This window comes from Pilimelia anulata, assembly GCF_014647895.1.
GTDB lineage: Bacteria > Actinomycetota > Actinomycetes > Mycobacteriales > Micromonosporaceae > Pilimelia > Pilimelia anulata.
On record NZ_BMQB01000001.1, the window covers coordinates 74,007 to 88,605 of the forward strand.

Genomic DNA, 14,599 nt, shown 5'->3' on the forward strand with positions numbered 1-14,599 from the left:
CTGGCTCGTCGACCCCCGGCGGCGAGGAGCACGGACGATGGGCAGCAGCTTCCAGGTCGACCTGCGTGGCGTGGTCGACCTGCTCAGCCACCACCTGTACGGCAGCCCCCGCGTCTACCTGCGGGAACTGCTGCAGAACGCCGTCGACGCGATCACCGCGCGGCGGCACGCCGAACCGACCGCCCCGGCCGTCGTCTGGCTGGAGCCGGCCGACGCCACCGCCGACGGCCTGCTCCGGGTGCACGACACGGGAGTGGGATTGTCCGAAGAGGAGGTGCACCGCTTCCTCGCCACGATCGGCCGCAGCACCAAGCGCGACGAACTCGGCTTCGCCCGGCACGACTTCCTCGGCCAGTTCGGCATCGGGCTGCTGTCCTGCTTCATGGTCGCCGACGAGATCCGGGTCGAGACCCGCGGCGCCGACGGCGTCACGACGGCCTGGACCGGGTACGCCGACGGCCGGTACGAGCTGGGCCCCGCCCCGCGCCCGCGGGCCGAGCGCGGCACCACCGTCACCCTGGTGCCGCGGCGCGACGCCGAGCAGTGGCTGTGCGCCGACCGGGTCGCCGAGCTGGCCGCCACGTACGGGTCGATGCTGCCGTACGAGGTGCGGGTCGGCGAGCGGGTCACCACCGTCGGCAGCCCGCCGTGGGCCGCCGGGCCGCAGCGGCGGGAGCGGCTGCACGCGTACGGGCGGGAGCTGCTCGGCGTGCCGCCGTTCGACGTCGTCCCGGTCGAGGTGCCGGCCGCCGGGCTGGTCGGCGCGGCGTTCATCCTGCCCACCGCGGTCAGCCCGGCCGCCCGGGCGGGCCACCGGGTGTACCTGAAGCGGATGCTGCTCGCCGACGGCGCCGAGGGGCTGCTGCCGGAGTGGGCGTTCTTCGCCCGGCTCGTCGTCGACGCCACCGAGCTGCGGCCGACGGCCAGCCGGGAGGCGCTGTACGACGACGAGCTGCTCGAGGCCGTCCGCGGCGCACTCGGCGACCAGCTCAAGCAGTGGCTCGTCCGGCTGGCGGCGGGGAACCCGGCGAAGCTGACCGCGTTCCTGGAGGTCCACCACCTCGGCGTGAAGGCGCTCGCGCTGCACGACGACGAGCTGCTCGAACTCGTCGCCCGCTGGTGGCCGATGCCGACCAACACCGGCCCGGTCACGCTGGTCGACTTCCGCCGCCGGCACGGCCTCGTCCGGTACACCACCACCGTGGACGAGTTCCGCCAGCTCGCCGCCGTCGCCGCCGCGCAGGGGCTGCCGGTGGTCAACGGCGGGCACACGTACGACACGGAGATCATCGAACGGCTCGCCGCCATCGACCCCGGCCTGCGGCTGGAGCGGATGGAGCCCGGCGACCTGGCCACCCGGTTCGACGGCCTGGCCCCCGGCCTGGAGCTGACGCTGACCGACTTCCTCGCCGCGGCCGGGCGCGGGCTGGAGCCGGTCGGCTGCGAGGTGGTGCTGCGGGCGTTCGACCCGGTGTCGCTGCCCGCGCTGTACCTGGCCAGCCGGTCCGCCCTGTTCCACGGCGAGCTGACCGCCACCCGGGAGCGGGTCGACGACGCCTGGGCGGGCGTCCTCGACGCGATCGCCGCGGCCACCCCCGCGGACCGGCCGCAGCTCGTGCTGAACTACCGCAACCCCCTGGTCCGGCGCGTCACCGGCCTGGCCGACCCCGAGCTGGCCGCCACCGCGGTGCAGGGCCTGTACGGCCAGGCGCTGCTGCTCGGGCACCACCCCATCCGCCCGGCGGAGGCGGCCCTCATGAACGGATCGTTCCTCGGCCTGATCGACCGGGCCGTGGCCACACAGGACGGTGAGAAGTGAACAGCGAGCAGGTCATCGCGCTGCTGCGCCGCGCGGAGCAGGTGCCGGAGGGCCCGGCCCAGATCGCCGCGGCGGAGGAGGCCATCCGGCACGCCGACGCGCTCGGCGAGGAGCCGCTGCGGTTCGCCGCGCGGATGCTGGCCACCGAGGCGTACGAGCGGGGCGGCGAGCCGGCCGGGGCGTTCGTCACGTTCTCCTGGGCGCTGGCCGACTTCGACCGCGCCCCCGGCTACCACGACCGGGCCGACGACTGGCGGCTGCGCTGGCACTTCAAGTACGTGTGCGGGTCGCTCAGCGCGTTCCCCGAGGTGCCGCTGGACCGGACCGCGGCGGTGCTGGACGACATGGAGCGCCGGTACCGGGCCGGCGGGCACAGCCTGCACGCGGTGTACACGCAGCGGTTCGCGCTCGCCCGGCACCTCGGCGACGACGACGCGGCGGCGCACTGGTATGCGCAGTGGCAGGCCGCGCCGCGGGACGAGAACTCCGACTGCGCCGGCTGCGATCCGACCAGCCGGGCCCACTACCTGTACGACCTGGGCCGCTCGGCCGAGGCGGTCGCGCTGGCCGAGCCGGTGCTGGCGGGGCGGCTGACCTGTACGGTCCAGCCGCACGCGATCCTCACCGCGCTGATGCTGCCGCTGCTGCGCACCGGCGCCCCGGCCCGGGCGCGGGACGCGCACCTGCGGGCGTACCGGCGGCAGCGGACCAACGTGGCCCGGCTCTGGTCGGTCGCCGCGCACGCCCGGTTCTGCCTGTTCACCGGCAACGACGCGCGGGCGCTGGAGATCGTCCGGCGGCACCTGGAGTGGCTGGACCGGGCGCCGTCGCCGTACGACGCGATGGAGTTCGCGGCCACCGCCAGCGCGGTGCTGCGGCGGACGCCGGGGGCGAGCGTGCGGCGCGCGGCGGCGGGCGAGCGGGCGGCGGCCGACCGGGACGCGGCCGAGCTGGCGGAGCTGCTGGCCGGGGAGGCGCGGGCGGTCGGGGCGCGGTTCGACGCGCGCAACGGGAACGGGTACCAGAGCGAGCGGGTGGAGATGCTGCTGCACGCGGGGCCGCTGGGCGAGTACGTCCCGCTGTCCCCGACGGTCGCCGCCCGCAGCGCCGCGAGCGGGGCCTCCGCGGGCGCGGGGTCGGGCGACCCCGCGGGCTTCGGCGGCGGGTCGGGGGAGGGCGCGGCGGCGTCGGGTGACGGCACCGGGCCCGCCGGTGGCCGGAGCGGCGGCCCGGCCGGGCCCGGAGTGGACGTCGCCGCGGAGTCCGGCATGGACGGTGCGGCGGGGTTCGGGGTGGACGGTGTGCCGGGGGTCGGTGCGCCCGGGTCGGCGGCCGGGCGGGAGCCGGCGGCGGACGCCGCGCCGGCCGACGTGCTGGACGAGGTGGAGCTGCGGCAGCGCTCCGGGGCCGTCAGCGCCGCGCGGGCGCTGCTCGCCGAGCGCGGCGGCGAGCTGGACGCCGCGCCGCTGACCACCGCCCAGCGGGCGCGGCTCGCCGAGGCGCGCGGCTGGGTGCTGCTGGCCGACGACGACCACGCCGGGGCGCGGGCGCACTGGGCGGTGGCCGAGGCCGGGTACCGGGAGGCCGGCGACGAGGTCGGCGCCCGGATGTGCGCGGGCGCCCGCGGGCTGGCGGCGTGCTTCGCGGCCCGCACCGCGGAGGACGCCGACGCCGCGACCACCGCACCGATCCTCCCCGCGCCGACCGCGGCCGCACCGGGGCCGGCGGCCGACGAGCCCGCGCCACCCGCGGACGGGCCCGGGACCACGCCGGCCGGGACGGTGGACGTGCCCGGGACCACGGCGGACGCGCCCAGCGCGGGAGAGGCGTCCGGGACGGCGGCGGAGCCGGCCGCCCCCGTCGCGGCCGGTGGCGCGGTCGGCGGGGAGGAGTACGCCGAGGGGCTGGCCGCGGTGCGGGAGAGCGCCGCGTACGTCGAGGCCCACGGCGGCCCCGCCGAGGCGTGCCGGGCGCGGATCCGGCTGGCCGTCGCGCTCGCCACCGGCGGCGACCCGGCCGGCGCGCTGGCCGCGCTGGACGCCGCCGAACCGCTCGCCGCCCGGGCCGGCGACCGCCGGCTCGACGCCGCGCTGGCGCTGCGCCGGATGCAGGTGCTGGCCGAGCTGGGCCGCGAGGACGCCCTGCCGGACGCGCTGGCCCGGGCGTACACGGCCGGGCGCGGGCTCGGCGGCGACGACCGGGGCCCGCTGTGCCTGGCGTACGCCGAGAGCCTGCCGGACGACGCGGTACCGGAGAAGCTCGCCGTGCTCGCCGAGGCCCTGGCCGCCGACGGCTCGCCGGATGTGGTGATCAACGCCCACCTGTACCGCGGGCGGCTGCTGCGCGGCGCCGACCGGCCGGCCGAGGCCGTGGACGACTACGTGGCGGCGCTCGGCGCCTGCCTCGCCGCCGGGGCGGCCGAGCCGGCCGCGTTCCTGCGCGCCGAGCTGGCCGAGACCTGCCTGACCGCCGACCGGGTGGCCGAGGCGGCCGAGCTGGCCGAGGAGGCGCTGCCGGGGCTCGTCGCCGCGGGCGCGGACGAGGGCGCCGACCAGTGCCGGTACCTGCTCGCCCGGTGCTACCGCGAGCTGGGCGAGGTCCCGGCCGCGGTCGCGGTCCTGGACGAGCTGGCCGACCGGATCGCCGGCGCCGACCGCGGGCGGATGCGGGAGGAGGCGGCGACGCTGCTGTACGGCGTGGACCGCGACGCCGAGGCGGCCACCCGGTACGCCGACGCCGCCGCCGCGTACGCCGCGGCGGACCGGCCGATGGACCGGCTGCGCGCGCTCCGGCAGCGGGTCAGCGCCCTGCACTGGGCCCGCGACGCGGACGCGGCCCTGGCCGCGCTGACGGAGGCGGACGCCGCCCTCGAAGCGCTGCCGGCCGACGCCGCCGCGCACCCGGAGGGGGTCTGGGAACGGGCGCTGCTGGACCGCGAGGGCGCCCGCGCGCTGGCCGCCGCCGACCGGCCGGACGCCGCGCTGGACCGGCTGGACGACGCGGCGGCGCGGCTGCGCGGGATCGAGGCGTTCGGCGAGGCGCTGACCGTGGACATCCTGCACGGCGAACTGCTGCTGCGCCTCGGGCGCCCGGACGCGGCCGAGCCGGTCCTGCGGGCGGCCCTCGGCGGCATCCCGCGCGACGCCGGCGCGCTCGCCGGCCGGACGGCCGCGCTGCTGGCCGGCTGCCTGGTCGAGCTGGGCCGCCGGGCGGACGCCGAGGCGCTGGCCGCGGAGTACGGCCTGGACTGAGTACCACTACTCATCCGCCCGCCCCGCCGCCCGGCCAGCCTGGAAACGTGCGCAGTGCGGCGGGGTGGGCGGCGGCGACGCCGCCGGAGCGGGACCGGTACGTCGACCTCCTCCGGGTGGTCTCCCTCGGCGTGGTCGTGGTCGGCCACTGGCTGATGGCGGTGGTGACCGTCGAACCGGGCGGGGTGGTCCGCGCCACGAACCTGCTCGCGCTGCTGCTGCTGACGGTGGCCGGGCCGTACCCGGTGTCGATGGTCGGCCTGTCCGGCGCGCCGGTGTCGAACATGTCCCCGCCCACGCTGGCGCTGCTCGCCCACGGCGCGTGGCTGACCGGGCTGGCGCTGCTGGTCCGCGCCCCGGTCACCCGGCGTCTGCGCCGGCCGCGGCCGTGGACGGCGGTGGTGGCGGCGAACGGGGTGGCGATGACCGTGTTCCTCTGGCACCTGACCGCGCTGTTCCTGGCCACGGGCGCGCTGCTGGCGGCGGGCCTCGCGGGGCCGGCCCCCGGTACCGGGGCGTGGTGGGCGCTGCGGCCGGCCTGGCTGCTGCTGCTCGCGGCGGTCACGACGGCCCTGGTCGCCGCCTTCCGCCGCGCCGACGCCCCCGCGGACCGCCGCGCGGCGGCGGGTTCGACCGGGCCGGTCGGCTCGGCTGGTGCGGCGGGGTCGGCGCGGTCGGCGCGGTGGGTGGCCGCGGCGGGGCTGGCGGCCGCCGCGGTGGGCGTGTTCGGCATCTCCCGGACGGGGTTCGCCGGGCCGCTGGCGGGCCGCCCGGCGGCGCTGCTCGGTCTGCCGCTGACCCCGCTCGGCGCCGCCGCCCTGATCGCCGCCGGCGCGCTGCTGCCGGCCGCCGTCCGGCGCCTGCCGAAAATCAATTACAGAAAGTAGCGACGAACGTGAACCATCCACGGGATCGACGCGTCTCAATCGGCGTGGGTCTGCTCGTGGAGGGGATGCAACATGGGGCGACGAATGGTGATCATCGGTGCGCTGACCTCGGTGTCGGCGTTGCTGATCGGGACCGCGATGGTGGCCGGCGCGGAGGAGCAGCCGGTCAACATCATCGGAGGCAAGCCCTCGGTGGAGGGTGACTTTCCGTGGATGGCGCGGCTGAGCATGGGGTGCGGGGGCAGCCTGATCTCGCCGGACATCATCCTCAGTGCCGCCCACTGCTTCGGCGGTTCCGGTACCGTCACCGCCTCGATCGGCAAGATCAAGCACGTCGACGGGGAGAAGATCACCGGTGCCGGGTCGCGCAAGGGCGCCGGACCGGAGAAGTCCGACTGGGCGGTGCTGAAGCTCAGCCGCAAGTCCGCCGCGACGGCGTTCGCGAAGCTGCCGACCGACGCCGGCAAGGACACCGCGCCGATGTTCCGGACGATCGGCTGGGGCGCGACGTCCGAGGGCGGGCGCGGGTCGGACGTGCTCATGCAGGTCGACGTCCCGCTGGTCCCGGACGCGCAGTGCGGCCCGGCCGCCAGGGTGGAGATCTGCGCCGGCGACATGGAGAAGGGCGGCATCGACTCCTGCCAGGGTGACTCCGGCGGCCCGCTGCTCGTCGGCGACGTCGTCGTCGGCCTGGTGAGCTGGGGCGAGGGCTGCGCCCGGCCGAACAAGCCCGGCCACTACGCCCGGGTGAGCGCGTTCCTGAACGAGATCAAGAAGGCGATCACGGACCTGGGCGGCGAGCAGCCGCCGGGCGGCGGCCCCGAGCCGACCCCGACCCCGACCGACGACCCGACGCCGACCGACGGCCCGGACTCCCCCGACGGCCCGGACAGCACGACCGGCCCGGACAGCACCGCCGGCCCGGACGACACCGCGGGCCCCACCCCGACCGCCGACCCCGACGACACCACCGACCAGGACGGCACCGGCAACGACAGCAACAGCGGCAACAACAACGACAGCAGCGACAGCGACAGCGACGGCACCGGCAGCGGCTCCGGCGACAACAGCCGGTCGCTGCCCAGCCGCCCGATGAGCGCCGACCGGACGTTCATCGGCGTCTAGACCCCAACGGGAATTTCCCACTTCCCCCCGGTAAAACGCTCCGCCCGGCGCCGCCGCGCCGGGCGGAGCCATGTGTGCCCGACCGCCGATCGCAGGAGCAAATCCGTCTTTATCGGGATTTGCTCGTTGGAAGACGGTGGAATGGTCGCAGGCTCGTACGGCAGGGGGTCCCATCGTGCGGCGACACCGGCGGCGCACCGCGCTCCTCGCCACCGTTGCGCTCCTCGGCACCGCCGCGGCGTGGGCGGCCGCGCCGAGCGGCGGGGTCGCCGGCCTGCGCGCGGTACCCCCGGCCGACTGCGCCGCGCTCGGCCGCCCCGCCGGCACCGGCTTCTACGAGCCGAACGCCCCGTACGCCGACCCCCGCGACGACCGCGCCGACTGGCGCCTGGCCACCCCGGAGGCGCGCGGCCTGAGCAGCGCCCGGCTGCGCGCGGCCGGCGCCGCCCTGGCCGGCCGCCCCGGCGTGCGCAGCCTGCTGGTGCTGCGCGGCGGCGCCCTGGTCTACGAGCGGTACCTGCACGGCGGCCGGCGCGACCGCAGCACCAACGTCCACTCGGCGAGCAAGAGCATGCTCCAGGCGCTCACCGGCATCGCCATCGCCCGCGGCGACCTGGCCGGCCCGGACGTCCCGCTGGCCGACGCGCTGCCCGGCTACCTGCCGGCCGGCTCGCCGAAGGGCGCGATCACCGTCCGCCGGCTGCTCACGATGACCTCCGGGCTGGCCTGGACCGAGGACCGCACCGAGCACCGGATCGCCGCCCGGCCGGACTGGGTGCGGGCCATCCTGGACCAGCCGTACCGGGCGGGGGAGCCGTTCACGTACAGCACCGGCAACACGCACGTGCTGTCCGCGGTGCTCCAGCGGGCCACCGGGATGAGCACGTGCGCGTTCGCCGGGCGGTACCTGTTCGGGCCGCTGGGGATCACCCCCGAGCACTGGCCGCGCGACCCGCGGGGCGTGTACGCGGGCGGGTTCAACCTGTACCTCACCCCGCGCGAGCTGGCCAAGTTCGGCCAGTTGTACCTCGACGGCGGGCGCTGGCGGGGGCGCCGGGTGGTACCGGCGGCGACCGTCCGGCAGGCGAGCGCGGTGACCACGCCGCGCGCCGGGGGCCCGTACGGCTACGCCGCCGGCTGGTGGGCGACGACGGTGCGCGGGCAGCGGGTGGCGCTGGCCTGGGGCTGGGGCGGCCAGTACGTCGCGGTCCTGCCGGGCGCCGGCCTGGTGGTCAGCGTGACCCAGGACACCCGCGGCGACCCCCACGCGGTCGAGGCCCGCGAGCTGGACATCCGCGCCTTCCTGGCCCGGTACGTCCTGCCGGCGCTGCGGCCGGGGATGGATACCCCCAGGGGGTAAGTGTAGGGTGGGGGGATGAGTGGCCCCCACCGCGTCGAACTCGCCATCGGCGGCATGACCTGCGCCGCCTGCGCCAACCGCGTCGAGCGCAAGCTCAATCGGCTCGACGGCGTCACGGCCACCGTCAACTTCGCCACCGAGCGGGCCTCCGTAGCCCACCCCGGCGGCGTCACGCCGGCCGACCTGATCGCCGTCGTCGAGGCCACCGGCTACACCGCGGCCCTGCCCGCCGCCGCGCCGGCCGACCCGGCGGGGGAGCTGGCCGCGCTGGAGGTCCGGCTGTGGGTGTCGGTCGCCCTGGCCGCGCCCGCGGTGGCGCTGGCGATGGTCCCGGCCTGGCAGTTCCCGTACTGGCAGTGGCTGTCCCTCGGCCTCGCGCTGCCGGTCGTGCTGTTCGGCGGCTGGCCGTTCCACCGCGCGGCGGCGGTCAACCTGCGGCACGGCGCGGCCACGATGGACACCCTCGTCTCGCTCGGCACGCTCGCCGCGCTCGGCTGGTCGGTGTGGGCGCTGCTCGCCGGCGACGCCGGGGAGCCGGGGATGACGCACGCGTTCCGGTTCGCGGTCGCCCGCACCGACGGTACGGACAGCATCTACCTGGAGGCCGCGGCCGGGGTGACCGCGCTGATCCTGCTCGGCCGGTACCTGGAGGCGGGGGCGAAGCGCCGGGCCGGCGCGGCCCTGCGCGCGCTGCTGCACCTCGGCGCCCGCGACGCGGCGGTGCTGCGCGACGGGCGGGAGGAGCGGGTGCCGATCGCGGCGCTGGCCGTCGGCGACCGGTTCGTGGTCCGGCCGGGGGAGCGGATCGCCACCGACGGCGCGGTGGTCGAGGGCCGCTCGGCGGTGGACAGGTCCATGGTCACCGGCGAGTCCGTACCGGTCGAGGTCGGGCCCGGCGACGAGGTCGTCGGCGCGACCGTCAACGCCGGCGGCCGGCTCGTGGTCGAGGCCCGCCGGGTCGGCGCGGACACCCAGCTCGCGCAGATGGCGCGGCTCGTCGCGGCGGCGCAGGACGGCAAGGCCGCCGCCCAGCGGCTCGCCGACCGGATCTCGGCGGTGTTCGTCCCCGTCGTGATCGCACTCGCCCTCGGCACCCTCGGGGCCTGGCTCGCGCTCGGCGCCGGGACCGGGGCGGCGGTGAGCGCGGCGATCGCCGTACTGATCATCGCCTGCCCCTGCGCCCTCGGCCTGGCCACCCCGACCGCGCTGCTGGTCGGGACGGGCCGGGGCGCCCAGCTCGGCATCCTGATCAAGGGCCCGGAGGTGCTGGAGTCGACCCGGCGGGTGGACACGATCCTGCTGGACAAGACCGGCACCGTCACCACCGGCGCGATGGCGCTGGTCGACGTCGCGGTCGACGCCGGCGAGAACCGGGCCTACGCGCTGCGCGTCGCCGGCGCCGCCGAGGCCGGCTCGGAGCACCCCATCGGCCGGGCCATCGCCGCGGCCGCGGCGGCCGCCGGGCCGCTGCCGCCGGTCGCCGACTTCCGGGCGCACGAGGGCCGCGGCGTCACCGGCACGGTCGACGGCCGGGCCGTGCTGGTCGGCCGGCCGGAGCTGCTCGCCGACCGCGGGCTGCCGCTGCCGGCGGCGCTGGCCGCGGCGGCCGAGGCCGGCCGGGCGGCCGGGCGCACGGTCGTCGCCGCCGGCTGGGACGGCCGGGCCCGGGCGGTGTTCGCGGTGGCCGACGCGGTCCGCCCGAGCAGCGCGGGGGCGGTCCGCGCGCTGCGCGCGCTCGGCCTGCGGCCGGTCCTGCTGACCGGCGACCACGAGGCCGTCGCCCGCAGCGTGGCCGCCGAGGTCGGCATCGACGAGGTCGTCGCGGGCGTGCTGCCGGCCGGCAAGGTCGACGTCGTACGGCGGCTCCGGGGCGAGGGCCGGGTGGTGGCGATGCTCGGCGACGGCGTGAACGACGCGCCCGCGCTCGCCGCGGCGGACCTCGGCCTGGCCATGGGCACCGGTGCGGACGTGGCGATCGAGGCGTCCGACCTGACCCTGGTCGGCGGCGACCCGGCGGCGGCGCCGGACGCGATCCGGCTGGCCCGGCGGACGCTGGCCACGATCAAGGGCAACCTGTTCTGGGCGTTCGCGTACAACGTGGCGGCGCTGCCGCTGGCCGCGGCCGGGCTGCTGAACCCGATGATCGCGGGCGCGGCGATGGCGTTCTCCTCGGTGTTCGTGGTCAGCAACAGCCTGCGCCTGCGCCGCTTCCGCCCCGCGCCGGCGGGCTGACCCGGCATTTCCGCGCCTATACCCCTCGGGGGTTTGGGTACCATGGCGGCCATGACGGCACCGCAGCGCGGGTACAGCGCCACCAAGGAGCAGTTGCTGGCCCGGCTGCGCCGGATCGAGGGCCAGGTGCGCGGGATCGAGAAGATGGTCGACGAGGACCGGTACTGCATCGACGTCCTCACCCAGATCAGCGCCATCCAGGCCGCGCTGGACAAGGTGGGCCTCGGCCTGCTCGACGGCCACGCCCGGCACTGCATGCGCGAGGGCGCCGCCGCGGGCCGCGCCGACGAGCTGACCGCCGAGATGATGGCCGCCGTCGGCCGCCTGATGAAGCGCGGCTAGCGTCAACTCGTCCTTGACGATGGCGCGGCGTCAACCTAACCTTGACGCATGAAGAAGCCACGCCTGGACGACCTCATCGACGGCATCCGGACCGGGTACCCGGACCAGCCCCTCGAACAGCTCACCGCGGCGGTCATCGCCGCCGACCACCTCAACGAGATCGCCGACCACCTCATCGGCCACTTCGTCGACCAGGCCCGGCGCAGCGGCGCCTCCTGGACCGAGATCGGCAACTGCATCGGCGTCACCAAGCAGGCGGCGCAGCAGCGGTTCACGCCGAAGAACGACGTGAACACGTTCGCCCGCTTCACCGAGAAGGCCCGCAAGGCGGTCGTGCAGTCCCAGGAGGAGGCGCGCGCCGGCAACCAGCGGGAGATCACCGTCGGCCACCTGCTCCTCGGCCTGCTCTCCTCGCCGGACAGCCTCGCCATCCGGATCCTCGCCGACCAGAACGTCACCCCCGCCGACCTGCGGGCCGCGGTCACGGCGACGCTGCCCGAGCCCGGTACCGGGGACTCGCCGGCGCTGATCCCGTTCAACGGCGGCGCGAAGAAGGCCCTCGAACTGACCGCCCGGGAGGCGCTGCGCCTCGGCCACAACTACGTCGGCACGGAGCACATGCTGCTGGCCCTGCTGGCCGTGGACGGCGACGCGGACGGGCTGCTGCGCGGTCTCGGCGTGGACGCGGAGAAGGCGGAGACATTCCTGCTGGCACTGCTCGGCACGGCCACCTGACCTCTCGACCCCGCCTTTCGTGCGCGGGCGCGGCCCGGCGTCGTTCGCGGCGTCGCTACGCTGGGTGGGTCGTCGTCACGCTCGCCCCCGGGGGTCGCCGCCCGTGTCCGTACCGCCAGCCGTCCGCGAGCGGCTGCGCGCCGACTGCGGCCGGTGCTCCGGCCTGTGCTGCGTCGCCCCCGCGTTCGCCGCGTCGGCCGACTTCGCCCTCGACAAGCCGGCGGGCCGCCCGTGCCCGCACCTGGACGACGCGTACCGCTGCGGCATCCACGACCACCTGCGCGACCGCGGCTTCGCCGGCTGTACGGTCTTCGACTGCTTCGGCGCCGGCCAGCGCCTCACCCTGGAGACGTTCGGCGGCCGCGACCGCCGCCGCCACCCCGAACTGGCCGCGCCGATGTTCGCGGCGCTGCCGGTGCTGCGGGCGCTGCACGAACTGCTCTGGTACCTGCACGCCGCCCTCGCCCTGCCCGCCGCCCGCCCGCTGCGCGCCGACCTGCGTACGGCCATCGCCGCCACCGACCGCCTCGCCGCGCTGCCGCCGGCCGGGCTGCTCGGGGTGGACGTGGCGGCGGCCCGGGACCGGGCGAACCCGCTGCTGCGCCGGGCGAGTGCGCTGGCCCGGGCCGGCGTCGGGCGGAGGAGTGACCACAGTGGGGCGCAGTGGAGCGGGCGGCGGCTGCGCGGGGCGGACCTGCGCGGGGCGAGCCTGCGCGGGGCGCGGCTGCTCGGGGCGGACCTGACGGGGGCGCGGCTGCGGCTGGCGGACCTGACCGGGGCGGATCTGCGGGGGGCGGTGTTGGTGGGGGCGGATCTGCGGGGGGCGCTGTTCGTGACGGACGCGCAGCTCGCGGCGGCGCGGGGCGACCACACCACCCGGCTCCCCACCGACGTCACCCGCCCCGCCCACTGGCCCGCCCCGCCGGCCGGCGGCAGCTCGGGCGGCGCCCGCGACGCCGACGGCGGGCGGGGTGCGGAGCCCGCGAGAGGCTCGGGCCACGGAGTGCGGCCGACCACAACCCGCCGCACCCGCAACTAATCCTGCCCATTTCGGATAGGCATCGGGCGGTGCCCAAGATCTTGGGGGTCAGATGCCGAATTCGCCCTATTTGGTACCTGACCCCATGATCGTGGCTGGTTGGCGGCGGGTGGCGGGGTGCTTTCGGATTTGAGGTGTTGTCAGCAGGTGGCAAGGGCACGGGCTACCAAGCTGCGGGCGTTGCGGCCATAGTGTGCTGCCGACTGGAGATGGGTGAAGAGGCGGCGGTACTGGTCGAGTTCGTGGGGCCGGCGGATGTTGATGCCGGCCGTCGGGGTCTCCAGCGTCACGAGGGAGTCGTCCCAAAACCAGAAGCCGAGGTTCGAGTAGCAGGCAGTACGGTCGGTTGTCGGAATGATGCCCACGCTGACGTATGGCAGCGCCATGACCTGCAACAGATGGATGAGTTGCTGTGCGTGCTCCGCCGGTTCCAGGAAGCGGGTGGCCACCGCCGCCTCCGTGATGACCGCGACCACTTTCTTGGTCGGCGTCATCAGTTTGGCCATGCACTTCCGCTTGAAGGCGATGGCCTCGTCGTCATCGTCGGGCGCCTCGTAGAAAGTCCGCCACCAGGTGAGCACCGCACGCATGTACGCCTCGGTCTGGAATGGGCCGGGCAGGATGTTGACCTCGTGGATGCGCAGCAGTCGAACCCGCTCGAACGAAGCGAGGCGTCCGGGGCCGTTGATGTGGCGCATGCCGCGCTTGACGAGCGTCTTCCAGTCCTCGTACGCGTCCCGCGTGGCGTGCAGGGTCGCCAGCAGGTCGGGCACCTCGTCGTCGGCGCTGCAAGCGCGGCACCAGTCGCGGACCTGCCGGTCGGTGGGCGGGGCCGATCCGTTCTCCACTCGGCTGATCCAGGTGTAGTGGATGCCGGTGGTGGCCGAGAGTGCGCGTCCGGTCAGGTCGGCGGGCGGACTTCCGGATGCGGCGGAGGCGGGCGCCGAGTGTGCGGCGCTGTTCCTCAACGAACGAGAGCGGCGTGGAATTCATCGTGCGGGACCGAGAGCTGCCAGGCGCGCGCGAACGAGGTGCGGCACAGGTCCACGATCGCCGGGTCGGTGGTGGCGGCGTACCGGGTGGCCGCACCCTCGGCGTCGAAGAACAGGAACGCCACCTCCCGGTCGTCGAGCAGGTAGAAGTCCGTCACCGGGAACGGCACGCTCGCCATCCGCTCGCGGGGTGCCCAGCGGTGCTGTTCGCCGGCGTCGATAATCGGCGCGAGCGTGCCGGCGATCCAGCGGTGGTAGTCGTTGAGGGGCGTGCGTACGACCTTGATGCGCCGGAGTCGGCAGCCCCTGTCCGCCAGGGCCCTGACCTCGGCGCACCAGCCGTCGAGGTAGCCGAGGTCGTCGGGTTCGCCGCGCTGCCACCGCCGGAACGGTTCGGAGGCGGTGTCGACCGCATAGCGGTCCTGCAACTCCATGTGCGCCCACGATTCGGCGATGTTGTCCGGCATGACCCAGAACTCATCGAAGCTGATCTCGCGCACTACTACGACCGACCCTGGAACAATTCCATCATGCGGGCAGGAATCTCGACAACCGTCTCATGCGCTGGAATGTCCATCGCCGCCAGGGCTTCGGCGTCGGTCACCCGCCAGCCCTGTACGACATAGCTGCCGCGGTCGGTGCGGTAGAGGCTCGGGCAATTCTTCTGCCCGGACGCCGAGTCCTTGCCGAGAAATTCGATCTTCATTTGAGGCCGTCCGATTCGGTCGGTTGAACGGGATCGGTGCGGCCATCGTCCCGTGGGTGCCACCGGCGGTCAATACTAAAATTTACTCAACAAGGCCGTATCGACCGCATC

The 14,599-nt window shown here is 75.9% G+C and carries 12 protein-coding genes; 9 read left to right on the plus strand and 3 right to left on the minus strand.

Annotated elements, in window-relative coordinates; all coding sequences use genetic code 11:
* Positions 1-37: 37 nt before the first annotated feature.
* The 9 genes from IEY94_RS00365 (at position 38) to IEY94_RS00405 (ending at position 12,790) form a co-directional block, all read left to right on the plus strand.
* On the plus strand, positions 38-1,819 hold the full coding sequence (locus IEY94_RS00365) for an HSP90 family protein (protein ID WP_189167971.1): 1,782 nt from the start codon (positions 38-40) through the stop codon (positions 1,817-1,819).
* Positions 1,816-5,070, plus strand: coding sequence for a hypothetical protein (locus tag IEY94_RS00370; RefSeq protein ID WP_189167972.1), 3,255 nt, complete (start codon positions 1,816-1,818; stop codon positions 5,068-5,070). The genes IEY94_RS00365 and IEY94_RS00370 overlap by 4 nt, the downstream gene beginning before the upstream one ends.
* Before the next feature lie 47 nt (positions 5,071-5,117).
* A complete protein-coding gene (locus IEY94_RS00375; protein ID WP_189167973.1) occupies positions 5,118-5,957 on the plus strand; it encodes a hypothetical protein in 840 nt (279 codons plus the stop codon).
* Between the two features lie 84 nt (positions 5,958-6,041).
* Positions 6,042-7,082, plus strand: a complete 1,041-nt coding sequence (locus IEY94_RS00380) for a S1 family serine peptidase (protein ID WP_189167974.1) — start codon at positions 6,042-6,044, stop codon at positions 7,080-7,082.
* Positions 7,083-7,257: 175 nt separating this feature from the next.
* Positions 7,258-8,442, plus strand: a complete 1,185-nt coding sequence (locus tag IEY94_RS00385; RefSeq protein WP_189167975.1) for a serine hydrolase domain-containing protein — start codon at positions 7,258-7,260, stop codon at positions 8,440-8,442.
* 15 nt (positions 8,443-8,457) lie between these two features.
* Positions 8,458-10,674 (plus strand): heavy metal translocating P-type ATPase, encoded by a 2,217-nt coding sequence (locus IEY94_RS00390; RefSeq protein ID WP_189167976.1) that lies wholly within the window; start codon positions 8,458-8,460, stop codon positions 10,672-10,674.
* Between the two features lie 51 nt (positions 10,675-10,725).
* Positions 10,726-11,016 carry a metal-sensitive transcriptional regulator gene (locus IEY94_RS00395; RefSeq protein ID WP_189167977.1) on the plus strand — a complete coding sequence of 97 codons (291 nt, stop codon included), beginning with the start codon at positions 10,726-10,728 and terminating at the stop codon, positions 11,014-11,016.
* 48 nt (positions 11,017-11,064) lie between these two features.
* Positions 11,065-11,751, plus strand: coding sequence for a Clp protease N-terminal domain-containing protein (locus tag IEY94_RS00400; protein WP_189167978.1), 687 nt, complete (start codon positions 11,065-11,067; stop codon positions 11,749-11,751).
* A gap of 103 nt (positions 11,752-11,854) precedes the next feature.
* Positions 11,855-12,790 carry a pentapeptide repeat-containing protein gene (locus IEY94_RS00405; RefSeq protein ID WP_189167979.1) on the plus strand — a complete coding sequence of 312 codons (936 nt, stop codon included), beginning with the start codon at positions 11,855-11,857 and terminating at the stop codon, positions 12,788-12,790.
* A gap of 140 nt (positions 12,791-12,930) precedes the next feature.
* Here IEY94_RS00405 and IEY94_RS00410 read toward each other — a convergent pair whose 3' ends face one another.
* From IEY94_RS00410 to IEY94_RS00420, 3 genes are read right to left on the minus strand one after another with little or no spacing between them, the layout of a single operon-like run.
* The gene (locus IEY94_RS00410; protein WP_189167980.1) at positions 12,931-13,758 is read right to left on the minus strand and encodes a helix-turn-helix domain-containing protein; all 828 of its coding nucleotides are present in this window, start codon (positions 13,756-13,758) and stop codon (positions 12,931-12,933) included.
* Positions 13,755-14,282: a DUF6879 family protein gene (locus tag IEY94_RS00415; protein ID WP_189167981.1), complete on the minus strand. Its 528-nt coding sequence runs from the start codon at positions 14,280-14,282 to the stop codon at positions 13,755-13,757. The genes IEY94_RS00410 and IEY94_RS00415 overlap by 4 nt, the downstream gene beginning before the upstream one ends.
* Before the next feature lie 2 nt (positions 14,283-14,284).
* The gene (locus tag IEY94_RS00420; RefSeq protein WP_189167982.1) at positions 14,285-14,488 is read right to left on the minus strand and encodes a hypothetical protein; all 204 of its coding nucleotides are present in this window, start codon (positions 14,486-14,488) and stop codon (positions 14,285-14,287) included.
* Positions 14,489-14,599 lie beyond the last annotated feature (111 nt).

Coding starts and splice junctions, on each gene's coding strand:
- IEY94_RS00365 (WP_189167971.1), top strand. CDS start 38: ATGGGCAGCAGCTTCCAGGTCGACCTGCGTGGCGTGGTCGACCTGCTC.
- IEY94_RS00420 (WP_189167982.1), bottom strand. CDS start 14,488: ATGAAGATCGAATTTCTCGGCAAGGACTCGGCGTCCGGGCAGAAGAAT.
- IEY94_RS00395 (WP_189167977.1), top strand. CDS start 10,726: ATGACGGCACCGCAGCGCGGGTACAGCGCCACCAAGGAGCAGTTGCTG.
- IEY94_RS00380 (WP_189167974.1), top strand. CDS start 6,042: ATGGTGATCATCGGTGCGCTGACCTCGGTGTCGGCGTTGCTGATCGGG.
- IEY94_RS00390 (WP_189167976.1), top strand. CDS start 8,458: ATGAGTGGCCCCCACCGCGTCGAACTCGCCATCGGCGGCATGACCTGC.
- IEY94_RS00400 (WP_189167978.1), top strand. CDS start 11,065: ATGAAGAAGCCACGCCTGGACGACCTCATCGACGGCATCCGGACCGGG.